The sequence below is a fragment of the Enterococcus sp. FR204 genome (genome assembly GCF_031143325.1).
GTDB classification, from domain to species: domain Bacteria; phylum Bacillota; class Bacilli; order Lactobacillales; family Enterococcaceae; genus Enterococcus_B; species Enterococcus_B faecium.
Window position 1 is genome coordinate 1 of record NZ_JAKZIW010000004.1, and the last position, 24,109, is coordinate 24,109.

Here is a 24,109-nt window from a genome sequence, read left to right on the forward strand (position 1 = left end):
ATACATTGAATGCCGGAGAAAAAAATTATCTGCCAACTGTAGGCTGGGAATATGAAGGGATTGCTTGGCAAGCACCAAACAGCGGACAACCTGTCTACCGTTTATACAATCCTTACAGTGGAGACCATCATTACACAATGGCACAATCTGAGATCAACTCTTTAACAAAAATCGGTTGGCGTTATGAAGGTCTAAGTTTTTATTCTGGTGGTTCCAAGCCAATTTATCGACTATTTAATCCAAATGAAAAAACTGGTACCCATCACTATACCTTGAGTGCTAAGGAAAGAGATTGGCTAACACCGATGGGCTGGAGATATGAAGGAATAGGATTTTATGGTTATTAAAAAGAGGTTGTGACAGAAGTGGTCAGCTTCAAGAAATAAGAAGGAATTTACGAAATTGCTTTTCAAATTTTTGTGAAATCAGCGTCCTGACCTGAGTATTAGAGAAACAAACGAAAAAATAGTTCTTCATATTTTGCCGTTTTTTGAGCTAATACCGAGGGACAGCTGATTGAACACCGTGTATCAGAGGTTGTGAAAAAGCTGCCCTGCATCAAGTAGTAAGAACAGCCAAACAAAAACAGATTTTCATGTTTTTTGTTTGGTTGAACTTATTACCGCAGATGCAAGTTTTTGAACACCGTTTACTCAAAAAAGGTTGTGACAACATCTTGTCATAACTTTTTTATTACTGTTTAAGCATACTGATCCAATTTCTAATATTCGACGGGATTCTTGCAAAAGGCGATTTCGGAAATTTTTGGCGGTGTAAAATTTTCTACTGCAGAAGAGCTATCTTCTATAGTTTGATAAGAATCAATAATCTTGGTTTTAGCGTTGTGCTTTCTTTATCATTTTTTCCGTTCATTCTACAAAAAATTTCTTTTCTCTATACTTTTCTATTGAGAGCGTTTTTTTTATTACACAACTGATTCTTTGACTTTTTTCTTTTTTTATTCTATTATTGACAAGTCAATCGTTGACGAGTCAATTATTAGAAAGGAGAAATTATGTCTTTAGAAGAGATTAGTCACCTTTTATATCAAATCAAATTAGCCGATCAAAAAATCGTCCAGATCTTTGAAGAAAATATCGGTATAAGTCTTACTAGATACGAGATCATGATGAGACTGAAAGAAGAAAATCCATTGCTACAAAGCAGTTTGCAAGAAAAGTTGCAGATTGATCAAGGAGCAGTTACTCGTCATCTGAAGGTATTGGAAGCAAATGGCTATGTTTCGCGTCAGAGAAATCCTCAGAACAACCGGGAAGTGTATGTAGCGCTAACAGAAAAAGCCCAGAAGAAAATCGAGCATTGTGAAATGGACCATAAAGATACAGGTTCCGTGCTATCCCCGGCTTTCAGCGATGTAGAAATGAAACAATTTCTAACACTTTTAGATAAATTGAATACCCAACTTTGCAATATAACAACAGAAACGAAAGAGGTTAATAATAATGGAACAAAAAAATGATTTTTCAACAATTATGACTGGTAGAAGATCCGTTCGCGTATATGATGAAACATACAAAATCCCACACGAAGAAATGCTGGAAATGATCAAAGAAGCGACGACTGCACCTTCTTCTGTCAATATGCAACCATGGCGCTTTGTGGTCGCTGAAAGCGAGGAAGCAAAAGAAATCTTGCGTCCTTTGATCCGTTTCAATACGAGACAGAATGATACTTCTTCTGCAATGGTCATGATTTTTGGCGATATGCAATGTTACGAATATGGCGAAGAAATCTATAACCAAGCTTACGAATCAGGGAAGATGCCAAAAGAAGTCAGAGATCAACAATTAGCTGCGATCATTCCTTATTACAAGAGTTTTTCAAGAGAAGAAATGAACGATGTAGTCAAAGTCGATTCTAGCTTAGCGGCTATGCAATTCATGTTAGTTGCGCGTGATCATGGCTATGAAACAAATCCAATTGGTGGATTCGAAGCAGATCAGTTGGCAGAGGCATTTGGTTTGGATAAAGACCGTTATGTTCCAGTTATTATTTTATCAATAGGAAAAGCGGTAGAAGAAGGTTACGAGTCTGTTCGTTTAGCACCAGAAAAGATCACTACGTTCGAATAAAAGGTTTTCAGTTACTATTCAGTAGCTATTGCTTTTTTTGAATCGTGTGTGGTAACCTAATAAAAAAGGAGGTCGGAAAAATGACTGCATCGATGAAATTACGTTTCGAACTTTTGAATAACAACTAAATAAATTCAAAAGACATGTATAAACAACAATTTCATGGATGGAGTATGTCCATTTTTTCGAACGACAGTAGAATAGGTGAAAGCTATGACAGATTTGGTGATTTAGTCATAGTTATTTCGTTCAGAGTAGGAAAAGATGTGATGCAGTTTTTTTGCAAACAGATTTTTCTGCTCTTTTTTAGTATCGATAATTGTTGTTTTACATGAAATAGGAGTGTAAAACATATGGAAAATTTAGCAGTAAATATAACAAATCTACAAGTCAGCTTTGGCAACCAGCTAGAACTATCTATTGATTCTCTTCGTGTCTATCAGCAAGATCGTATAGGGATCATAGGAGAAAATGGTGTCGGTAAATCGACTTTGCTCAAACTAATAGCCGGTGAACTTTTTCCCGATCATGGGAAAATCCAAACAGAGATCACCTTCAACTACCTGCCTCAATTAACCTATCTCGCTGAAGCAAAGGACCTAAATTTGGAATTAGCCAGTCATTTCCAGTTAAGACTGGAAGAAACTTCAGAGCGGAAATGGAGCGGAGGGGAAGAACGAAAGATCGAGTTGATACGTCTTCTTTCTTCTTATGAACAAGGGATGCTTCTAGACGAGCCAACAACCCATCTAGATAGAAAAAGTATTGATCGACTGATTGAAGAGCTTCGTTATTATTATGGTACGCTGGTTTTTGTTAGTCATGATCGCTATTTTCTAGATGAGCTAGCATCGAAAATCTGGGAAGTAAAAGACGGAGAAATCCGAGAGTTTTCGGGGAATTATAGTGCCTATCTCACTCAAAAGGAATTGGAGAAAAAGACTCAGCTACGAGAAGCAGAGTCGATCATGAAAGAGAAAAAACGATTGGAAAAATCGATCCAAGAAAAGAAAAAACAAGCGGAAAAGTTGGAAAAAGTGTCCAGTAAAAAGAAAAAGCAACAAATCAGACCGGATCGGTTGTCTTCCTCTAAACAAAAAGACAGTGTACAAAAAGCCATCCAAAAGAATGCGAAAACATTAGAGAGAAGACTCCAAAAAATAGGAGAAACAACCAAGCCGCAGCAGATGAAACAAATCCGTTTTCCAGTACCAAAATCTCTTGAACTCCACAGCCGCTATCCCATCATGGGACAAAATGTCCAATTGGAAAGAAGTGGGAGAACATTACTGGTAAATGGTGATTTTCAGTTTTCTTTAGGTAAAAAAATCGCGATTGTCGGTGAAAATGGTTCAGGTAAGACAACCTTATTAGAACATATCCGCAAACAAGGAGAAGGAATCCTTCTCTCTCCGAAAGTAAGCTTTCAAGTATATCAGCAAAAGGGTTATCAAATGACATCTGAAGAATCCATCATTCGTTTTGTCATGAGACAAACAGAGTTTTCAGAATCGCTTGTCCGTAGTTTGCTGAATTACTTAGGGGTTGCTCAGGAAACTCTGACGAAACCGTTATGTACATTAAGTGGGGGAGAAGCGACCCGTCTGACGATTGCTTTGCTTTTTACTAAGCCAAGTAATGTGTTGCTGTTAGATGAACCGACTAATTTTATTGATATGGCAACGATCGAAGCTTTAGAGAAGCTAATGCAAATATATCCGGGAACGATTTTGTTTACTTCTCATGATTCTTACTTTGTCGAGCGTACGGCTGATGAAGTTTATGAAATAAAAGGGCAGAAAATAAAAAAAGTACTTACGAGAAATTTTTAAATGTGCTACGATGATTTTCGTGACAAATTTAAAGGAGTGGTACAGATTGCCTACAAATAAAAAAGAAGGAATAATTTTTACAACATTGATGTGTTTTTTGATGGTCTTGGGGATGAGCGCGTATAATTTATGGCTGCATCAAGATCTTCATTTATCAAGGTTGTTGATTGGTCTAGTGCCTGGATTCGTGGTGGCTTTCATTTTGGATGTCTTCATCATCGGTGTGCTGGCGAAAAAAATTGCCTTTAAACTACCAGTAAATCCAGAAAGCAAGGTCCAAATGATCTTAACTATTTCATGCTTGATGGTTTTAGGAATGGTGACATGTATGTCTTTATTCGGTGTGATCATGGAACAAGGAATACCTGATCAATTATTCTCTGCTTATATGAATGCTTGGAAAATGAATGTGATTGCCGCTTTACCGTTGCAGTTGATCATCGTTGGCCCGCTTTCAAGAAGTGTGCTAAAAGCAATTCAAAGTAATGAATGATGGAACACTGTTATTTGAAAAAAGGCCTTGGCATGCTTTTTGTCATAGTCTCTTGAATGCAGTTCTAGAAAAATAGTGATCCGAACGATAGGTTTTGGCCTGTCGTTCGGATCGCTTTTTCTTTTCCAACTGTATTGCTCTTTTATTGAAGATAATTTGCTCTTCAATAGATATTTCTAGAAAGGTTCTGTTTATCTCTTACTCAAAAAACTGCTGCATTTGTTCTCTTACTTGCTGACACCATTGGAGTTCCTGCTGACAAAGCATGATTCGGCGCTGGATTACAACGTAACGTCCAAATTCTTGTTTCTTGTCTAGCGAGAGGTCATTCAATTTTTTTTGATTTTTTTGCATGATTTTGTTCAGCTGTTGTTCTCTAGTGAATAGCAGTCCAGTAGCTGTTGTTTTATCGAGCGTCGAAAAAGCATAGATTTTTGCTAGAAATTCATCTTTTTGCGTAGGAGCGGGAGTTTCCTCTTTGATCCATTCCTCTACAAGAGCACGTCCTTCATCAGTCAAGTGGTAGATCTTTTTTTGAGAGTGCTCGTCTTTGTCCAAAACGGTCACATAACCCTGCTGGTCTAGCTTGGCAAGCGTTGTATAGATCTGACTGTGATGGGCTTCCCAAAAAATTGTGATCAGCTGCTTCAATTCATACCCAGAACGTGGTTTGGATAAAAGCACGCATAATAATATATAGGCTAAAGTATTCATAAAAATCCTACCTCTCGTCTTATTTTCTTTATTATATCACAGTAAAGTTCCCACGTTTTACATGTGCATATTGACATGTAAAATAAATCATGTATGATGCTAATAGAGAGAAAGGGATGGAAATATTGGAGAATCAAATAGATATACAAGAACAAACAAATGAAGGAACAAAGGGGAAAAGTTCAGCGCTAGTTGTAGCAGCTACCTGTATGATCGCTTTTATGGGAGTGGGTCTAGTAGACCCAATCTTAAAAACGATTGCTGCACAGTTAAACGCTACGCCAGCTGAAACGACCCTGTTATTTACTAGTTATATGTTAGTCACTGGTGTGGTGATGCTATTTACAGGTTTCTTATCTAGTCGGATCGGTTTGAAAAAAACATTGATGACAGGATTGTTTATCATCGTTGTATTCGCTGGTCTTGGCGGATTATCTGGGAATATCGGAATGCTGATTGGGTTACGTGCCGGCTGGGGTGTCGGGAATGCTTTATTTGTCTCTACTGCTTTAGCAACGATCGTCAGTATTTTAGTTGGTAACACAGAAAAAGCAATCATGATGTATGAAGCAGCACTTGGCTGCGGAATGGCTGTTGGCCCTCTAGTCGGTGGGGTCTTGGGCAGTGGTTCATGGCGTTATCCATTTTTTGGGGTAGCATTTTTGATGTTTTGCGGTTTTATAGCCCTAGCGGTGCTTTTACCTGAAACTGAGAAACCAAAGAGAAAAGTAGGCCTTTGGGAAGGTGTCAAAGCGTTAAGCAATCATAAACTTCGTTCAGTTGGACTAATCGCATTGTTATATAATTTCGGATTCTTTACTTTACTTGCGTATGCGCCATTTTTATTGATTGGCTATTCTGAATTAGAAGTCGGTTTTGTATTTTTTGGCTGGGGTGTGCTTCTGGCTATTGCTTCGATTTTCGTTGCACCGGCTCTTGAGCGGAAGTTTACGACTTATCGGACGATTTTAGCTGCATTTGTCTTATTCATTATTTGTTTGCTGTTATTAGGAGCTGGAACTTCTATGCCAGTCCTTGTACCGATCAGCATTGTGTTAGCAGGATTTTTCCAAGGAATTATCAATACACTGTTGACGACGATTGCTATGGAAATACCAGGTCTGCAACGAAATGTTGCTTCTTCCAGCTATAGTTTTGTCCGCTTTTTCGGTGGAGCTTTAGCACCATTTATTGCAGGTGTGATTGGTGAACATATTGGTGAAAGCTATGCGTTTTATTTTGCAGGTGCCATTGTTCTTATCAGTGTATGTTGTATCATTTATCACCGTAATTATTTTGCTACAAATGAAGAAGAATAAGAAATCAGAGGTTGTGAAAAAGCTGTCCTGCATCAAGTCATAAGAACAGCCAAACAAAAATAGCTTCTCATATTTTTCGTTTGGTTGGGCTTATTACCGCAGATGCAAGCTTTTGAACGCCGTTTACCAAGAGGTTGTGAGACTGTCGTTTAACTCTGAATCACAAGGAACAATTTCAAAAAACAGTTTCTCATGTTTGTTGAATATTGTGACTTATGATTGAGGAGTTGGCCGGAGAGCACCATTTATTCGGAAAAAGGGGATGTGACACGATTTTTGTCACATTCCCTTTTTTTCTCAAAATAATGAAACTGGAAAATTTTCAGTAGGTAAGCTAAAATTCATTTAAGAAAAAGAATGGGGGGATAATAGATGCTGGAAGAATATTTTCAGGAAGTCGGGTTGACACTCGTTGAATTGCCCATTGAATTTTCAGATGATCGGTTGATTTATCGTGGCTATATCAAAGAATTGCCAATAATCAATGCGGAAGGTGAAACTAGAAAAGCGATGCAGCAAAAAATAGCTGGTATGTATCAGGTGTATCGGGAACAGCTACTGGCTGAATCAGCGGAAGAAGAAAAAGAAAAAACGATGAACTTGTCCATGGACGAGCTGCTTCGTTATTATGATGGCGAAACATTTGACGGATTTTCGCTTCTTAACGAAGAGGAAACAGATTTACCAGGCAGCTGGTAGGCGAACACCGTTTATATGGGAAGAGGCTGGGACAGAAGCGTTTAACTCCAAGAAATAAGAAGAAATTCACGAAAATTGCTTTTCAAATTTTTGTGAATTTCAGCTTATTTCCGAAGGAGTTGCTTCTGCTCCCGCCGTTTATACATGTTTAGAGCGTGGGACAAAAGTTTTTCTTTACTTTTGTCCCACGCTCTAAAAAGTCCGGCAGTTTTTTGCCGATCTTCAAGGCACTCTACTTATCGTACGGATATTTTTTAGCGGAAAATCCGATTCAAGTGGTTTTTATTCAGCTGATATTTATAAGATAAGTGAAAAATCCCAGCAATCAGTAGCGTAATCGTATAAGCGATTGAATGATCGAAAAAAGAATAGTAATTGATTGTCGCTAATAAGCATAATGCAACCATGTAACTAATGTGCAAGCGTGTAACCAGCCCTTTTGGCCCGATTTTGTCAAAATACTGCGACCATTTTTCCCGTTGACTCCCTATGCTTCGTTTTTTGAATTGAAAGAAAAGGGATAAAATACCGACTCCCAGAAAAGCAGCGATATTCAGAGAAATAAGGTAAATAAAAAAAATCATTAAAATTTCAAACATATTGACACCTTTCTAGTTGGATAGAACCTTTACAGAAAAAAGGCAAAAGGCGGGAATAATGTTTCACACGAAACATTATTCGCGGATTTGTCCATCGCCATAAATGATATATTTTGTGGAAGTTAATTCATTTAACCCCATTGGACCACGGGCATGCAATTTTTGAGTAGAGATACCGATCTCTGCACCAAAACCAAATACCGATCCGTCTGTAAAACGAGTGGAGGCATTGACATAGACAGCCGCCGCGTCCACTTCATTTAAGAAACGTTGACTAGCCGCATAACTATCTGTCACGATCGTTTCTGAATGTTTAGTATTATGCCGATTGATATGTGCAATTGCTTCACCCAAAGAATCGACCACTTTGACAGCAAGGATATAATCTAGATATTCAGTATCCCAATCTGTGTCTTCTGCTAAAGCAGCCGTCTCTAGATATTCTAACGCACGAGCATCCGCACGTAAAGAGACCCCGTGTTCTACCAGTTCTTTTTCAATAGCTGGCAAGAAAAAAGGTGCGATCTCAGAATGGATCAGCAATGTTTCTGCCGCGTTACAGACAGATGGACGGGAAGCTTTTGCATTGACGATGATGTTCACTGCCATAGATAACTGTGCTTCTTTATCGATATATACGTGATTATTTCCTGTACCTGTTTCAATGATAGGTACCGTTGCCTGTTCTTTGACTCGTTGGATTAATTTTGCTCCGCCTCGAGGAATCAGCACATCTAAGTATTCTGTCAATCGCATCAACTGTCCTGCAGTTTCATGAGAAGTATCATCGACAAACTGGATGGCATAAGGAGATTCGCCAGCACTGACCAGTACTTGCTGCAATAATTGGACTAATAATTGATTCGAGAAGAATGCTTCTTTGCCACCGCGAAGGATAACGGCATTCCCTGATTTGAATGCTAGACTAGCTGCATCTGTCGTGACATTTGGACGAGATTCGTAAATGATGCCGATCACGCCTAGTGGCACGCGCTTTTTGCCGATTCTCAATCCGTCGGTGTTCGTCCACATCTCATCTACTTTTCCAATAGGATCGTCTAACGAAGCAATTTTTTCGATCTCTGTAGCCATGGCATTGATTCGCTCAGGTGTCAGCTGCAAGCGGTCTTGCATCGTTTCACTGATATTGTTTTCGACTGCTTTTTCTAAGTCTTTATGATTTGCTTCAATGATCGCTTGTTGATTCTTTTTGATGGTTTGTGCCATTTGAACAAGTAGCTCATTTTTGCGGTTTGTAGGCATAAGTGCTAGTTGTTGCGCGCTATCTTTTGCCTGTTGTCCTAATTGCATCAAGTCAGTCATTTCAAGTCCTCCTTAAATAAAGTACCTACTTCTTTTCCTGCAAGAATATCAAAAATAATTGCCGGATTTTTTCCATTTGCTAAAATCATTGCGCTGTTTGCTTCAAATATCCTAGAAGCGGCTTTTAATTTACTCTGCATACCGCCTGTTCCAAATGTGCTACCAGCACCACCTGCTTGTGCCAGAATCTTTTCATCGATTTTATCGATATAGCGATACATCTGAGCCTCGGGATTTGTAGTCGGATTATCTGAATAAAACCCGTCGATATCAGAAAGGACGATCAAAAGGTCTGCCGCGACAAGTTTTGCCATGATGGCTGACAGCTGATCATTATCGCCAAATTTTGTCAGATGATCTAATTCATCCACTGCTACAGTATCGTTTTCGTTCACGATAGGGATCGTGTCCATAATCAAAAGCTGTTCCAATGTATTCCTCACATTTTTACGACTTTCAGGATAATCTACCACGTCTCTTGTCACGAGGATCTGTGCCGTCTGTTGATTATATACACTGAATCTTTGATTATAGATATTCATCAGTTCGGCTTGACCAACAGCCGCCGCAGCTTGCTGTTCAGGAATCAAAGTCGGACGTTCTGACAAATGTAATTTATGCATACCAACGCCTACAGCTCCTGATGAGACTAAGATCACTTCCTTTCCCCGATTTCTAAGATCAGAAAGGACAAAAGCTAACTGATCGATTGCCGCAAGATTGATATTTCCATTGGGATAAATCAATGTACTTGTTCCTACTTTGACAATAATTCGTTTTGCATTTTTAATTTCTTTACGCATGTGACACCTCAATCAAATATCCACTCATTAATTTCGTTCTATTCTACTTGTTTTGACGAGTAAAGTCATGTAAAAAATAGTTTTTTTGTACAACTTGCAGTCGTTTGGAAAAAGAACGAATTAATGGTTTACTTTAAGATAGCAGAATTTCTTGAAGAATTTGTAAAGAAAGTCTTTTACAGCCTCGGATATGTTAGAATAGGAGTAGTTTATTTAGGGAGGAAAACCGGTGAGAAAAAGAGGATTTGAAGTTATTTCTAAATATAAAGATCAAAATATCAATCTACCGCAGCGCGCTACACATCATGCTGCTGGCTATGATTTTGAAGCAGCAGAAGAGGTCGTGATTCCAAGTATCTGGAAAGCAGGCTGGAAAAAGGGGTTGGAAACAGTCGCAGATGGATTGAAAAAAGATGTATCAGAAAATGAAAAACAATTGAAACCAACCCTCGTGCCTACTGGAATCAAAGCTTACATGGGAGAAGATGAATTTTTGCAGCTTGCTAACCGTTCAAGCAATCCGTTGAAGCGGTTTTTAGTGTTGACAAACGGAGTAGGTGTGATTGACAGTGATTATTACAATAATGAGGCAAATGAAGGCCATATCATGTTCCAATTCACCAACTTTGGTTTCAAGGATGTAGTGATCAAAAAAGGCGAGCGTATCGGCCAAGGGATCTTTTTGCCGTTTTTAAAAGCAGATCAAGATCAAACGACTGCTCAACGTCAAGGCGGATTTGGTTCTTCCAGTAAATAAAACGTTAAAGATACTTAAGCTTGATTTAATGTCTCATGATTAGGATAAAAGGAGGCGATACAATGGCAAAAAAATCAAAAGTACAATTTGTTTGCCAAAATTGCGGGTATGTGTCGCCTAAGTTCTTGGGACGCTGCCCAAATTGCGGAAAATGGAATACGATGGTCGAAGAAATCGAACAAGATACAACGGACCGCAGAACTCGGACAAGTTTGACAGGAGAAAAAGCAAAACCAACAAAAATCGCAGACGTCGTCCCTAAAAAAGAACCTCGGATCAAAACAAAATTAGAAGAACTGAACCGTGTGTTAGGCGGAGGTGTGGTGCCAGGGTCTATGGTCTTGATTGGTGGCGATCCAGGTATCGGGAAATCCACTTTGCTGTTACAAGTTTCTCAGCAATTAGCAGCCATAGGCGGAAAAGTCTTATATGTATCCGGCGAAGAAAGCGCAGAGCAGATAAAATTACGCGCGGAACGCCTCGGAAGTATCAACACAGAATTTTATCTATACGCTGAAACAGATATGAACGAAATCAGTCGTGCCATCGAACATATCTCCCCTGATTATGTTATCATTGATTCCATCCAAACGATGACGCAGCCAGACATCACAAGTGTGGCAGGAAGTGTCAGCCAAGTAAGAGAAACCACTGCAGAACTACTCAAAATCGCTAAAACAAATGGGATAGCCATTTTTATCGTCGGTCATGTTACCAAAGAAGGCTCGATCGCCGGCCCAAGAATGTTAGAACATATGGTGGATACGGTGTTATATTTTGAAGGTGAACAACATCATAGTTTTCGGATTTTGCGAGCAGTAAAAAACCGATTTGGCTCAACGAATGAGATTGGGATTTTTGAAATGCATGAGCATGGATTGGAAGAAGTCGCTAATCCTTCACAGATTTTCTTAGAAGAACGCCTAGACGGTGCAACTGGCTCTGCTATCGTTGTGGCAATGGAAGGGACACGTCCAATTTTGGTAGAGATCCAAGCATTAGTCACACCTACTATGTTCGGAAATGCCAAACGAACAACAACAGGTCTTGATTTCAATCGGGTATCTCTGATCATGGCAGTGCTGGAAAAAAGAGCTGGGTTGCTTCTTCAGAATCAAGATGCTTACTTAAAAGCTGCAGGTGGGGTAAAATTAAATGAACCAGCGATTGATTTAGCTATCGCTGTCAGTATTGCTTCAAGCTATAAAGAAAAAGGAACACAGCCAACGGAATGTTTCATCGGTGAAATTGGACTGACTGGAGAAATCAGACGTGTCAGTCATATTGAACAACGAGTCAAAGAAGTCCAAAAACTCGGCTTCACAAAAGTATACCTACCTAAAAACAACTTAGGTAACTGGGAAGCGCCAAAAGGAATCGAGATAGTTGGAGTAGCAACTTTGGCTGAAACGTTGAAGCGTGTGTTCCGCTAACTAATAAATGATTGTCGAAACGGAGGAAAAACGATGCAAAAACGTGTCATTACTTTGCTGATGATCATTGTCGGCGCAAGCTTGGGTATTTCATTTTTACCCTCAGCTTGGCAGGCAATCGGTCAACAGTCAAACGGATGGCTGAATAATACATTTACCAACAGCCTGTTAGGCGCACTTATTTTCTTTTTATTATCTTTGCTGTTGGCCAAACATATCTCAGCTATTATCAAACAAGTAGAACAAAAACTAAGTGAGGTCAGCTTGACTTATCTTCTCTTCGGTGCGATCGGTGCGATCATCGGATTGACTTTAGGTGTTGTGATCTCGACCCCTCTTTACAATATGGAAATTCCATTCGTCAATAGTGTATTGCCGATTTTACTGATGATCATCTTAGGTTATCTGGGATTGAGAATGGGAACAACACGAATCGAAGAATGGAAGAAAGTTTTTGGTTCACGAAGCAAAAAAATCGAGCAAGAAACAGCTAGTCAAGTTGAGAGTCAACTGCTAGAACGAAAATCAGGAGAAAATTTCCATAAATATAAAATCTTGGATACAAGCGTGATCATTGACGGTCGGATTTATGATATTACAAAGACTGGATTCTTAGAAGGAACCTTGATGATCCCTAATTTTGTTCTTTACGAACTACAATACATCGCGGACTCAGGGGATAGTTTGAAACGTGTGCGTGGTCGTCGCGGATTAGATATCCTAAATGCCTTGCAAAAAGAAGAGGGTATATCTGTCGAAATGTACGATGGAGACTTTGAAGATATCAGTGAAGTAGACAGCAAATTGATCAAATTGGCTAAGCTTTTAGATGGTGTCATTGTAACCAATGACTATAACTTGAATAAAGTCTCTGAATTCCAAAATGTACCTGTTCTTAATATCAATGCGTTGGCAAATGCCGTAAAACCAGTCGTCATCCCTGGTGAAACGATGAATGTTCTAGTAGTAAAAGCCGGGACAGAACGCCAACAAGGAGTAGCCTACCTAGATGACGGCACGATGGTTGTCGTAGAAGATGGACAGCATTACATGAATGAGCGTATCGAAGTCGTTGTAACGAGTGCCCTTCAAACAGCTGCTGGACGCATGATCTTTGCTAAACCTGCACTGCAGGACGAGGAATCGACAATAAAAAAGAGACAGAGAAAAAGACTAAACAATCAAAATAAAAAAGAAATTCAGCCAACTGGTAAGGAAATTCAACCAGTTGGCTTTACTATTTACCTTAGAAAAGGTAAAATTTGTGCTGAGTGGCTTTAAATAAATGATATTTGAGAAGCCGTAACTGACGGAATTTTTGCTGTTAGTCAAAGTCTAGTTTGAAAGAAGAGGAAGAAAATGACGAAAGTACGCGTACGCTATGCACCAAGTCCAACTGGGCACCTGCATATTGGAAATGCAAGAACTGCATTATTCAATTATTTGTTTGCCCGCCACAATGATGGAGACTTTATTATTCGTATTGAGGATACTGACCAAAAACGTAATATCGAAGATGGCGAAAAAAGCCAGTTGGAAAACCTTGCTTGGTTGGGAATGGATTGGGATGAATCTCCTGAAAATCCTGGAGAATACGGCCCTTACCGTCAATCTGAACGTAAAGAAATCTATCAACCGCTGATTGATCAGCTGCTTGCTAGCAATCGAGCATACAAATGCTATTGCACAGAAGAAGAATTAGAAGCAGAACGGGAAGCACAACGCGCAAGAGGAGAAATGCCTCATTACGCAGGAACATGTGCGAACTTGACACCTGAAGAACAAGCAGAAAAAGAAGCACAAGGTCTAGAATCTGTTGTACGTTTCCGTGTGCCTCGCAATACAGAATACGCATTTACAGATATGGTGAAAGGCGCTATTTCGTTCGAATCCGATAATATCGGTGGCGACTTTGTCATCCAAAAACGCGATGGTATGCCAACTTATAATTTTGCTGTTGCGGTCGATGATCATTTGATGAAAATCACTCACGTTTTACGTGGAGATGACCATATTGCCAATACACCAAAACAACTGATGATCTATGAAGCATTTGGCTGGACACCACCAACCTTCGGACATATGACATTGATCATCAACAGTGAAACAGGTAAAAAACTAAGCAAACGTGACGAATCAATCTTGCAATTTATCGAACAATATCGCGAATTAGGCTATCTACCAGATGCAATGTTCAACTTTATTGCATTATTGGGCTGGTCACCTGTGGGCGAAGACGAAATCTTCGAACACCAAGAATTGATCAAAATGTTCGATCCAAAACGCCTAAGTAAATCACCCGCAGCTTTCGATGCGAAAAAACTGCAATGGGTAAACAACCATTACATCAAAGCAATGGATCTAGATGCATTTACTGACATGTGTCTGCCTTATCTAATCGCTGATGGACGTGTAGCAGAAAACCCAGATGAAAAGACAATCGAATGGGTGAAGAAGATCGTTAGCCTGTATCAACCTCAAATGAGCTATGCTGCAGAAATCGTTGATCTGTCTACGCTATTTTTCAATGAACATCCTGTATTGAATGAAGCAGCAAAAGAAGTACTTGCTGGTGAAACAGTTCCTACTGTTCTCCACGCATTTAAAGCACAGCTAGAACAAATGGAAGTAGTAGATGCTCCAACTGTAAAAGCTGCCATCAAAGCTGTTCAAAAAGAAACTGGCGTAAAAGGGAAAAATCTTTTCATGCCGATCCGTGTAGCTGTATCAGGACAAATGCATGGACCAGAATTGCCTGAAACGATCGAATTGCTTGGTCGTGAAAAATCATTAGCACATTTAAATCAAGTACTGAACTAAACACGATGAACAGAAAAAAGTAAGCAGCTGATCATTACAAGAGAGATACCGGGTGGTGCAAGGTATCAATGAATGGTTGCCGAAATGCCTCTGGGAGTGGTCTTGGCGAAAACACAGAAAACAGGAAAAACTGTTTTACAGGAAACGAAGTAGCCAAGAACGTATAACAGGCGTTAGCTGTCAGAGATAATCGTTGATTATGAAGAAAAGTGGAACCACGCGGAAAGCGTCTTTTGATAAGGAAACTTATTTAAAAGGCGCTTCTTTTCTTTATAAGAAGATGATTTCCTACATAAAATTCTTACGAAAGGAGTGGAAAGTCATGAGTTGGTTTACCCGAGCGATTGATGCAGCAAAGAGAAACGATCCGGCTGCACGTTCGACAGCTGAGATCGTTTTGACATACCCTGGTTTTCATGCCTTGTTTTGGCATCGTTTCTCTCATTTTTTATATCAGCACCGGCTCTTTTTATTGGCGAAGATCAATGCTCAATTCTGGCGTTTCCTAACTGGTGTTGAGATCCATCCAGGAGCAACGATTGGCACTGGCGTGTTCATCGACCATGGAATGGGAATCGTCATTGGCGAAACCGCAGAAATCGAGGACGATGTGATTTTATTCCATGGCGTAACATTAGGCGGTACAGGAAAAGAAACGGGTAAAAGACATCCAACTGTTAAACAAGGAGCCATGCTCTCTGCGAATGCGCAGATATTAGGACCGGTAACGATCGGAAAAAACGCCAAAATCGGTGCAGGTGCCGTTGTGTTGAAAGATGTTCCAGACGACGCTACAGCGGTAGGAGTACCAGCAAAAGTCGTTCGAATCAAAGGAGAAAAAGTGAGGAGATCAGAATGATAAAAATCTACAATACATTGACCAGAAAAAAAGAAGAATTCATCCCTATACAAAAGGGACGTGTCGGTATGTATGTCTGCGGACCGACTGTGTATAATTATATCCATATCGGAAATGCTCGTAGCACCATTGCTTTCGATACAATTCGACGCTATTTTGAATATCGAGGCTATAAAGTCGATTTCGTATCGAATTTCACGGATGTAGACGATAAAATCATCCGTACAGCAAACGAATTAGGTATTACAGCACCAGAAGTTGCTGATCGTTTCATCCGAGCATTTGAAGAAGATACGAAAGCGTTGAATGTCGAGCCTGCTACACTGCATCCAAGAGTCATGGATCATATGCCAGATATTTTAGCATTTATTCAAGTGTTGGTTGAAAAAGGCTATGCTTATGAATCTTCAGGTGATGTGTATTACCGTACCCGTAAATTTGAAAATTATGGGAAATTAAGTGACCAATCCATCGATGAACTGGAAGTCGGAGCAAGTCAGCGTACAGGGGAAGAACAGCAGCAAAAAGAAGACCCATTAGATTTCGCTTTATGGAAACAAGCAAAACCTGGCGAGATTTCTTGGGATTCACCATGGGGCAAAGGACGTCCCGGTTGGCACATTGAATGTTCCGTTATGGCAACAAAACATTTAGGAGAAACGATCGATATCCATGGTGGCGGGCAAGATTTAGAATTTCCTCATCATGAAAATGAAATCGCACAAAGTGAAGCGAAAACAGGGAAAAAATTCGCTAATTACTGGATGCACAATGGTTATGTAACGATTGGCGAAGACGATGAAAAAATGAGTAAATCTCTAGGGAATTTCATCACTGTACATGAAATGATCAAAAACGTTGATCCACAAGTCTTGCGTTTCTTCATGGCGACCACACAATACCGTCGTCCGATCCGCTACAGTGAAACGACGATGAAAGAAGCAGCCACCAATTTACAACGACTGAAGAATACGTTTGACAATTTGAAATTCCGCCAAGAAACTGCCTCAGAGAATTTGGCAGATGATGCGGATAAAATCGCTTTGTTAGAAAATTTAGAACAGCGATTCATCGAAGAAATGGACGATGATTTTAATGCAGCAAATGGGATCACAGTGGTCTATGAGCTTGCTAAGTGGCTGAACACTTATCTAGACCAGCCGAAAGTTTCTGCCGCTGTCTTGGCACAAGGAGAAGCTTTATTCTCGCAATGGCTTTCGATCTTCGGTATTTTATTTACAGCAGAAGAGTTATTAGATGAAGAGATTGAACAATTGATCGAAGAACGAAATCAAGCAAGAAGCAATCGTGATTTTGCCCGAAGCGACGAAATTCGTGATTTGTTGAAAGAAAAAGGGATCTTATTAGAAGATACGCCGCAAGGAACCCGATGGAGAAGAGAAGCATGAGAGATTACACACAATTGAACGGTTTAGCCTTGGCTTATGTTGGAGATGCGATTTACGAAATCTATGTTCGTGACCACCTGATTGATCAAGGAGAAACAAAACCCAATAAGCTGCATCGTGCGGCAACGAATTATGTTTCTGCGAATGCACAAGCCTTTTTGATTCAGCAAATGCTGGAAGAACATCTTTTGACAGAAGAAGAAGAACTTTATTATCGCAGAGGAAGAAATGCTAAAAGCCATACGAGCGCAAAAAATGCTGATGTTACGACGTATCGGGTCGCAACAGGGTTCGAAGCGCTCATGGGCTATCTGCATTTGACAAAACAAACCGAGCGGATGGAAGAATTGATCCGCTGGTGTATTCAGAAAGTTGGTGAAAAAAATGGGTAAAGAAAGAACAAACAAACATCAATCGAAACGTGGATTTGAAGACAAAAAACAAAATAGATATCCAAATAAAAAGCAAACTGGACGAAATCAGTCAGTTTCTGATCAAAATGAAGAAGCATTAGAAGATAATTTCGTCTTTGGACACCATGCCGCAGTAGAAGCGCTACAACAAGGGCGAGGGAATAAACTCTTTCTTCAAGAAGATTCACGAGGAGAAAAAGTAGAAGAACTGAAAGAAATCGCACGTGAACAAGCTGTGCCAGTCAAATGGGTTCCTAAACAAAAATTAGAAACTTTGAGCGATCACGGCGTGCATCAAGGAGTCGTTCTTGCGATTACACCTTATGAATATTTATCCCTTGACCAACTGATTGAACGAACAAAAGAGAAAAAAGAAGACCCCTTCTTTTTGATTTTGGATAGCATCGAAGATCCACACAATTTTGGGTCGATTTTACGGACAGCAGACGCAAGTGGCGTCGATGGTGTGATCATACCAAAACACCGAGCAGTTGGAATCACACCTATCGTAACAAAGACTTCCACTGGGGCAGTCGAACATGTCCCCGTTGCACGCGTGACGAATTTGGTACAAGCTGTGCAACAGCTCAAAGAAACAGGATTTTGGGTATTTGGCACAGATATGACCGGCACAAACTTCCAAAAATGGAATGCCAAAGGATCAATTGCTTTAGTCATTGGTAATGAAGGCAAAGGAATGAGTCCAGGATTGAAAAAAGAAATGGATGAATTGCTGACGATCCCGATGACCGGGCACGTCCAGAGCTTAAATGCCAGTGTTGCTGCTGGTTTGCTTATGTATCAGGCTTTTTCCCAACGTCAGGGGGAGTAGACCATGAAAAAACAGCTGTTGATTGTAGACGGCTACAACATGATTGGTTCGTGGCCGGAACTTGTCCAGCTTAAAAAGCAGGACAAAATGGCGGATGCAAGAGAAGCTCTTTTACATCGTTTATCAAATTATGCGAAATATGAAGGACTAGAAGTCATCGTTGTCTTCGATGCCCAATTAGTTCCGGGCATCCAACAAAATTATAAGAAATACCAGTTGGATGTTGTTTTTACGAAAGAAGACGAAACGGCTGACAGTTATATCGAGAGAATCGCTGGTCAGCTGAATGACCGTTTGACACAAGTGACAGTGGCGACAAGCGATTTAGCAGAACAGTGGATGATCTTTTCCCAAGGAGCATTACGAACTTCTGCTTATGAATTATATAAGACGATAAAAAAAACGGAAAAAACAATAGCCCAAGAAAATAAAGATATGCATTTTATTGATTTCCGACGTAATTCTCCATGGAATGAAGAGCAGTTAAAAAAATTGTCCCAAAAATTGGACGATTTAATGAGAAAAAATAAATAACATATCGTTCTAATCAGTTCGATGAATCATTGATGATAAGATTCCTCCATAAACGAATTTATGGAGGAATTATTTTATGTCTGAGGAGTTATTGCGCGCTGCACGTAATGGTGACGAAGAAGCATTTGCTGCCCTGTATCAAAAATATTTTCCACTTTTACTACGTTTGAAAAACACCTATTATTTAAGAAATTATGTTTCTGAGGATTGGGAACAAGAAGCAAGGATCGCTTTATATCAGGCATTGAGAACTTACGAAAAAAGCAAAGGTGTTAGCTTTGGAAGTTATTATAAAAGCATTATAAGCAATCAAATCTATTCTCTATTGAGGAAGCAGAACGCGCTGAAGCGTCGTGATCAAAAAGATGAAGTCTCAATCGACCAAAAAATAGAGACAGAAGGACCAGACTTTTTAGCAGAGATCACATTGCAAGAACCTTTAGCGATTCAGCATCTTTTATTAAAAGAAGCAATCGAAAATTGCGAAATCCAGTTTTCAAAAATAGAAGCTAAAATTTTTCATTATTATATGCAAGGCGTTGATTTTGTAGACATGGCTGAATGTTTAGCAATGGATCACAAGCAAGTAATGAGCGCTTACGGGAGAGTAAAACTCAAAATAAAAAAACACTTGAAATTTTATAATGAGGAATAATTTATAAAAATCTTAATGAGCTTCTTATTTATTTTTATTGCATTTCTTTTTTTTTTATGGTAAACTTGAAAATTTTAAAAATATGTGGTATAGTTGATAGTAGAGGTGAACTGTATGCCAACAACTTTAGCTTCAATCAAGAAAGATTTAGAAGGTCGTATCGGCAGCCCAATCATGTTGGTTGCTCAGACAGGAAGAAAGCGTCAAACAGAACGCCGCGGCGTTTTAACAGAAACCTATCCTTCAGTATTCGTTGTTGATTTGGATCCTGAAGAAAATTCTTTTGAACGAGTATCTTACAGCTATTCAGATGTACTTACTCGGACAGTTGAGATCGAATTTTTAACTGAAGCAGTTTAAAAAGCAAACGAGCCTGAGATTCGTAAGGTTCGTTTGCTTTTTTGTGTGCGAATCGGTATGCTAAGAATAAAAAAGCAGGGGGCGTTTGCTTAGTGGAATATCAGGTAAAGAAATTTGAAGAATTGTCAACAGCAGAGTTTTACGCGATCGTCAAAGAACGAATCGCAGTTTTTGTTGTGGAACAACAGTGTCCTTATCAAGAAGTTGATGACATTGATGGACAAGCTTGGCATACGTTTTTTCAAGATACTGATGGGAAGATCCTTGCCTACACGCGAGTATATGAAGAAGCGGAGAGTATCCATTTTGGACGTGTCCTTGTTCATCAGGACAACCGTAAAGATGGTTTAGGAAGAAAGATTGTTCAAGAAACGATTAACATGATCCAGAAAAATTTTCCAGAAAAACCAATCGTGATCGGCGCACAAGAATACCTACAAGCTTTTTATGAGTCGTTTGGATTCAAGGCAATCTCAGATGTGTATTTGGAAGATGATATTCCACATATCGACATGAAAAAGGAACAAGTAGCAAGTTAAGAATCTAAAAAAAGAAAGCCGATACTGAAAATCGGCTTTCTTTTTTTAGATTATTTATTATTTAGAAGTATCGGAAAGATTTGTTTGCTCTACTGGATGTGTATTGTCTTCTGCCACTTGTTTGGCAAGAAGATCGCGTATGTCACTAAGATAATCTTCTGCAGTAGGAGTTTCTTCCACTTCCACTTGCTCTTCTTTGGAGCGTAAATTCTTCGCACGGTTTGCCGCTTTGACAACTAAGAATAAGACAAAACCAGTGATCAGAAATGTAATGATAGCACTAATAACGTTACCAAACGCAAATGTGACGCCTTTTGTCGGCGACCAGTCAAGAATTGAAAGTGCTCCTTCTAAATCAGAAGTACCTGTGATCATTGCGACAAACCAACCTATTAGTGGTGTGATCAAGCCTTGCACCACTTGGTTTACGATGCTTGTAAACGCACTACCAATAACAACGCCGACAGCAAGATCCAAGACATCTCCACGCATGATGAACTCTTTGAATTCTTTGATCATGAATGACCCTCCCTTCTTTTATTTGTCTTTAGTATATCGAAAAATAAAAAATAAAAAAACAATATACTCTTTTAGCCGTCTGTTTCTTTTGATAAAAAACATCTATGCTATACTATAAAGTGTAACATCATTTAGAAAAAACGGCGAATTGCCTGAACTTATAAATTTCAAGCAGAGGAATAAGTAAAAAAGGCAGGTTGACCCATTAAAAGAGTAAGCGGGCAATCATCTGTGAAAAGGAGCATATAAATATGGTGTATCAATTGGCAGAAGGCGTGAATCTTCATGTCTTACCAACAAAACAATACAAAACGATCCGGATTTTTATCCGTTTTACTGCGCGTCTGCAACAAGAAGTCATCACGAAACGTTCACTTCTCAGCAGCATGTTGGAAACAAATAGTTTGAATTATCCGGATCAGACAAAGTTAAGTGCGCAACTTGCAGAGCTTTATGGCGCAAGCTTTGGATTATCAGTTAGAAAAAAAGGAAATTTACATTGGCTAAACGCAGGGATCAGTTTTGTGAATGGTGAATATGTCAATGATCCAAACCTTTTTTCTCAAGCGGTAGATTTTTTAAAAGAGGTTTTATTTTATCCAAATATTAAAAATCATCAGTTTGATCAGTTGACGTTTGACTTGGAAAAGAACAATCTGCGTCTATATTTGGAAAGTTTGAAGGAAGATAAACAAACTTTTGCTTCCTATGCCTTGCAAGAACTTTATTTTGAAAACAGCCCGGAACAAAAGATCCCAGGGTTGGGCGTAGTCGAAGATCTGGACAAGATCACTGCTAGTTCGCTAGCGTCCTACTATCAAGAAATGATGGCAAATGATCAAATCGACATTTTTGTTGTCGGCGATGTTGATCCGGACAAAGCAGCTGAAGCAGTTGGGCAATTACCATTTGAGTCGCGGGAAACAGTTTATCCCGATCTGTTTTATACCCAGCCTCAAGTGAATATCGTGAAGGAACGACAAGTACGTGAGCCAATCGTTCAAGCAAAGCTGAACCTAGCTTATCAGACAAATGTGTATTACGATGAACCAGAACGTTTTGCGCTAATGGTCTTTAACGGTTTATTTGGCGGTTTTCCTCACTCTAAACTTTTCATGAATGTCAGAGAGAAAGAAAGTCTAGCTTATTATGCCTCTAGTAGCGTGGATACGTTCCGAGGGTTCATGAGTGTCCAAACCGGTATCGATGAAAAGAACCGAAATCAAGTACTTCATCTGATTCACGAGCAATTAGAAAGTTTGCGAAATGGTGAAATAACAGAGTTGGAACTGTCTCAGACAAAAGCAATGCTGAGAAACCAATATCTGCTTTCTCTAGACTCTCCTCAAGCAGCAATCGAAGCTTCTTTTTTGGACAGCTGGCTGCCAGAAACAAAATTATCTGATGAAGAATGGTTGAAACGCATGGAAAGCGTGACAATCAAAGAGATACAACAAGTGGCTGAGCAAATCGAATTGCAGGCAATCTTCTTTTTAGCAGGAGGAAATGCAAATGAATAAAACAGAATATGAGCAAATCAATGAAACACTTTATCATGAAGTACTGCCAAACGGTTTGACCGTGTATTTGTTGCCTAAAAATGACTATCACAAGACATATGGTTTGTTCAGTACGAATTATGGTTCGATCGATAACGAATTTATTCCCTATGGTGAAAAAGAAAAGGTGAAAGTTCCAGATGGAATTGCCCATTTTTTAGAACATAAGTTGTTTGAAAAAGAAGATGGTGATGTCTTTCAATTATTTGGGAAACAAGGAGCTTCCGCCAATGCTTTCACAAGTTTTACGAAAACCAGCTATCTGTTTTCTACGACGGATCAGGTAGAAAAGAATCTGACGACTCTGATCGATTTTGTACAAGCACCTTACTTCACAGAAGAAACTGTAAACAAGGAAAAAGGAATCATCGGTCAGGAAATCCAAATGTATGAAGACGACCCTAACTGGCGGATATTTTTTGGCATACTAAATAACTTGTATCCTACACACCCATTGCATATCGATATTGCGGGCACGGTTGAAAGTATCGACAAAATCACAGCTCAAGACTTGTATACGTGCTATCGGACGTTTTATCAGCCAAGCAATATGGTTTTATTTGTAGTTGGTAAGATGGAGCCTGAGAAATTGATGAAACTTATTCGGGAAAACCAAGAAGCAAAAAATTTCCCTCCAAAGCAAGAAATTGTACGTTATTTCCCTGAAAACACAAAAGAAATCATCAAACAAAGTGCATTGGAAGCAGCCATTACACGAGATAAATTTGTACTTGGTATTAAAGGATTAGACACATTGCCGCAAGAAGGAACAGAACTGTTACGCTATAAAACAGCAATCAATCTGTTGTTCCAAATGATTTTAGGCAATACTTCTCGAAACTATCTAGCGATGTACAATCAAGGAATTATCGATGACAGCTTTGGCTTTGAATTCAGCTTGGATCGTGAATTTCACTTTGCGGACTTCAGCGGAGATACGGACGAACCAGAGAAAGCAGCAGAAAAAGTCAAAGAAATCATTCTTGGATTCGCTGATGATCCGGAAGTGTCAGAAACAAATCTCGATTTGCTGAAGAAGAAAATGCTTGGACAATATTTCCAATCATTAAATTCGATCGAATATATTGCCAATCAATTTACGCAAAGTTTATTTGGCGATCGAACTTTATTTGATCTTCCTGAAATCATCGATTCGATCCAAATGAAAGACGTACTGGCAGCTGGGGAAGCATTTATAAGTGAAGAGGCCTTCAGCGAGTTTTACATGAGACCAAAATAAACCAGTATTTTATGAGGAAAAGTCTTAAATTTCGTTTTAGACTTGTAGTAGGAACCTCCTCCAAAATCAGCTTTTATGGTATTCTTAGTTGTGTTGGAAAAATTAGTGAGAAAATAAAACAAATCATGCTCTCTTTTAATCAACTTATATTAAAATAAAATCAAACGAAGTAATCAAAGAGGTTGTGACAGAAGTGGTCAGCTTCAAGAAATAAGAAGGAATTTACGAAAATTGCTTCTCAAATTTTTGTGATATTTCGGCTTATTGCCGAAGAAGCTACTTCTGGAACACCGTGTACCAAGAGG

At 39.3% G+C, this 24,109-nt stretch carries 24 protein-coding genes, 2 pseudogenes and 1 other annotated feature; of the genes and pseudogenes, 21 read left to right on the forward strand and 5 right to left on the reverse strand.

Annotated elements, in window-relative coordinates:
* The 5 genes and pseudogenes from RG571_RS01880 to RG571_RS01900 all read left to right on the forward strand — a co-directional run.
* Positions 1 to 347 (forward strand): annotated as a pseudogene (locus tag RG571_RS01880) (mannosyl-glycoprotein endo-beta-N-acetylglucosamidase); the annotation flags it as partial.
* 668 nt (positions 348 to 1,015) lie between these two features.
* Positions 1,016 to 1,480 carry a MarR family winged helix-turn-helix transcriptional regulator gene (locus tag RG571_RS01885; RefSeq protein WP_002287461.1) on the forward strand — a complete coding sequence of 155 codons (465 nt, stop codon included), beginning with the start codon at positions 1,016 to 1,018 and terminating at the stop codon, positions 1,478 to 1,480.
* Entirely contained in the window at positions 1,464 to 2,093 is a 630-nt protein-coding gene (locus RG571_RS01890) for a nitroreductase family protein (protein WP_002287459.1), read from the forward strand. Before RG571_RS01885 ends, RG571_RS01890 begins: the two co-directional genes overlap by 17 nt.
* 353 nt (positions 2,094 to 2,446) lie before the next feature.
* Positions 2,447 to 3,925 carry an ABC-F type ribosomal protection protein Msr(C) gene (gene msr(C), locus RG571_RS01895; protein WP_131774679.1) on the forward strand — a complete coding sequence of 493 codons (1,479 nt, stop codon included), beginning with the start codon at positions 2,447 to 2,449 and terminating at the stop codon, positions 3,923 to 3,925.
* Positions 3,926 to 3,971: 46 nt separating this feature from the next.
* Positions 3,972 to 4,418: a DUF2798 domain-containing protein gene (locus RG571_RS01900; RefSeq protein WP_258430234.1), complete on the forward strand. Its 447-nt coding sequence runs from the start codon at positions 3,972 to 3,974 to the stop codon at positions 4,416 to 4,418.
* A 198-nt stretch (positions 4,419 to 4,616) separates the two neighbouring features.
* On the opposite strand, the gene RG571_RS01905 is transcribed toward RG571_RS01900, so the two are convergent.
* Positions 4,617 to 5,132 (reverse strand): PadR family transcriptional regulator, encoded by a 516-nt coding sequence (locus RG571_RS01905; protein WP_002287456.1) that lies wholly within the window; start codon positions 5,130 to 5,132, stop codon positions 4,617 to 4,619.
* Between the two features lie 116 nt (positions 5,133 to 5,248).
* Here RG571_RS01905 and RG571_RS01910 point away from each other — a divergent pair, with 116 nt between their 5' ends.
* Positions 5,249 to 6,451, forward strand: coding sequence for an MFS transporter (locus RG571_RS01910; protein ID WP_002339710.1), 1,203 nt, complete (start codon positions 5,249 to 5,251; stop codon positions 6,449 to 6,451).
* A 372-nt stretch (positions 6,452 to 6,823) separates the two neighbouring features.
* Complete coding sequence (locus RG571_RS01915) at positions 6,824 to 7,150, forward strand: hypothetical protein (RefSeq protein ID WP_002287453.1); 327 nt, start codon at positions 6,824 to 6,826, stop codon at positions 7,148 to 7,150.
* A 254-nt stretch (positions 7,151 to 7,404) separates the two neighbouring features.
* On the opposite strand, the gene RG571_RS01920 is transcribed toward RG571_RS01915, so the two are convergent.
* The 3 genes from RG571_RS01920 to proB all read right to left on the reverse strand — a co-directional run bounded on the left by RG571_RS01920 (position 7,405) and on the right by proB (position 9,875).
* On the reverse strand, positions 7,405 to 7,749 hold the full coding sequence (locus tag RG571_RS01920) for a hypothetical protein (RefSeq protein WP_002339711.1): 345 nt from the start codon (positions 7,747 to 7,749) through the stop codon (positions 7,405 to 7,407).
* 75 nt (positions 7,750 to 7,824) lie between these two features.
* The gene (locus tag RG571_RS01925) at positions 7,825 to 9,072 is read right to left on the reverse strand and encodes a glutamate-5-semialdehyde dehydrogenase (RefSeq protein WP_002327620.1); all 1,248 of its coding nucleotides are present in this window, start codon (positions 9,070 to 9,072) and stop codon (positions 7,825 to 7,827) included.
* The gene (proB, locus tag RG571_RS01930) at positions 9,069 to 9,875 is read right to left on the reverse strand and encodes a glutamate 5-kinase (protein WP_002287451.1); all 807 of its coding nucleotides are present in this window, start codon (positions 9,873 to 9,875) and stop codon (positions 9,069 to 9,071) included. Before proB ends, RG571_RS01925 begins: the two co-directional genes overlap by 4 nt.
* A 229-nt stretch (positions 9,876 to 10,104) precedes the next feature.
* Here proB and RG571_RS01935 point away from each other — a divergent pair, with 229 nt between their 5' ends.
* The 12 genes and pseudogenes from RG571_RS01935 (at position 10,105) to RG571_RS01990 (ending at position 20,486) form a co-directional block, all read left to right on the forward strand.
* Positions 10,105 to 10,632 (forward strand): dUTP diphosphatase, encoded by a 528-nt coding sequence (locus tag RG571_RS01935; protein WP_002287450.1) that lies wholly within the window; start codon positions 10,105 to 10,107, stop codon positions 10,630 to 10,632.
* 62 nt (positions 10,633 to 10,694) lie between these two features.
* A complete protein-coding gene (gene radA / locus RG571_RS01940) occupies positions 10,695 to 12,065 on the forward strand; it encodes a DNA repair protein RadA (protein ID WP_002287449.1) in 1,371 nt (456 codons plus the stop codon).
* 33 nt (positions 12,066 to 12,098) lie between these two features.
* A pseudogene (locus RG571_RS01945) lies at positions 12,099 to 13,255 on the forward strand (PIN/TRAM domain-containing protein).
* 169 nt (positions 13,256 to 13,424) lie between these two features.
* Positions 13,425 to 14,885 carry a glutamate--tRNA ligase gene (gene gltX / locus RG571_RS01950; protein WP_002293095.1) on the forward strand — a complete coding sequence of 487 codons (1,461 nt, stop codon included), beginning with the start codon at positions 13,425 to 13,427 and terminating at the stop codon, positions 14,883 to 14,885.
* Positions 14,882 to 15,122, forward strand: a binding site (T-box leader). It overlaps the preceding gene by 4 nt.
* Before the next feature lie 85 nt (positions 15,123 to 15,207).
* Positions 15,208 to 15,744: a serine O-acetyltransferase EpsC gene (epsC, locus tag RG571_RS01955; protein WP_002287446.1), complete on the forward strand. Its 537-nt coding sequence runs from the start codon at positions 15,208 to 15,210 to the stop codon at positions 15,742 to 15,744.
* Positions 15,741 to 17,153: a cysteine--tRNA ligase gene (gene cysS, locus RG571_RS01960; RefSeq protein ID WP_002318841.1), complete on the forward strand. Its 1,413-nt coding sequence runs from the start codon at positions 15,741 to 15,743 to the stop codon at positions 17,151 to 17,153. The genes epsC and cysS overlap by 4 nt, the downstream gene beginning before the upstream one ends.
* A complete protein-coding gene (locus RG571_RS01965; protein ID WP_002293091.1) occupies positions 17,150 to 17,545 on the forward strand; it encodes a Mini-ribonuclease 3 in 396 nt (131 codons plus the stop codon). The genes cysS and RG571_RS01965 overlap by 4 nt, the downstream gene beginning before the upstream one ends.
* Positions 17,538 to 18,398, forward strand: a complete 861-nt coding sequence (rlmB, locus tag RG571_RS01970; RefSeq protein WP_002318842.1) for a 23S rRNA (guanosine(2251)-2'-O)-methyltransferase RlmB — start codon at positions 17,538 to 17,540, stop codon at positions 18,396 to 18,398. The genes RG571_RS01965 and rlmB overlap by 8 nt, the downstream gene beginning before the upstream one ends.
* Positions 18,399 to 18,401: 3 nt before the next feature.
* Positions 18,402 to 18,932, forward strand: coding sequence for an NYN domain-containing protein (locus RG571_RS01975; RefSeq protein ID WP_002318843.1), 531 nt, complete (start codon positions 18,402 to 18,404; stop codon positions 18,930 to 18,932).
* 76 nt (positions 18,933 to 19,008) lie between these two features.
* Positions 19,009 to 19,587, forward strand: a complete 579-nt coding sequence (locus RG571_RS01980; protein ID WP_002287436.1) for a sigma-70 family RNA polymerase sigma factor — start codon at positions 19,009 to 19,011, stop codon at positions 19,585 to 19,587.
* 114 nt (positions 19,588 to 19,701) lie between these two features.
* Positions 19,702 to 19,947, forward strand: a complete 246-nt coding sequence (locus RG571_RS01985; protein ID WP_002287434.1) for a Veg family protein — start codon at positions 19,702 to 19,704, stop codon at positions 19,945 to 19,947.
* Positions 19,948 to 20,039: 92 nt separating this feature from the next.
* Positions 20,040 to 20,486: a GNAT family N-acetyltransferase gene (locus RG571_RS01990; protein WP_002297374.1), complete on the forward strand. Its 447-nt coding sequence runs from the start codon at positions 20,040 to 20,042 to the stop codon at positions 20,484 to 20,486.
* Between the two features lie 57 nt (positions 20,487 to 20,543).
* On the opposite strand, the gene mscL is transcribed toward RG571_RS01990, so the two are convergent.
* The gene (gene mscL, locus RG571_RS01995; protein WP_002287431.1) at positions 20,544 to 21,005 is read right to left on the reverse strand and encodes a large conductance mechanosensitive channel protein MscL; all 462 of its coding nucleotides are present in this window, start codon (positions 21,003 to 21,005) and stop codon (positions 20,544 to 20,546) included.
* Between the two features lie 251 nt (positions 21,006 to 21,256).
* On the opposite strand from mscL, the gene yfmF reads away from it, so the two are divergent.
* On the forward strand, positions 21,257 to 22,525 hold the full coding sequence (gene yfmF, locus RG571_RS02000) for an EF-P 5-aminopentanol modification-associated protein YfmF (RefSeq protein ID WP_002287428.1): 1,269 nt from the start codon (positions 21,257 to 21,259) through the stop codon (positions 22,523 to 22,525).
* Entirely contained in the window at positions 22,518 to 23,804 is a 1,287-nt protein-coding gene (yfmH, locus tag RG571_RS02005; protein ID WP_002327623.1) for an EF-P 5-aminopentanol modification-associated protein YfmH, read from the forward strand. Before yfmF ends, yfmH begins: the two co-directional genes overlap by 8 nt.
* The last annotated feature ends 305 nt before the right edge of the window (positions 23,805 to 24,109 follow it).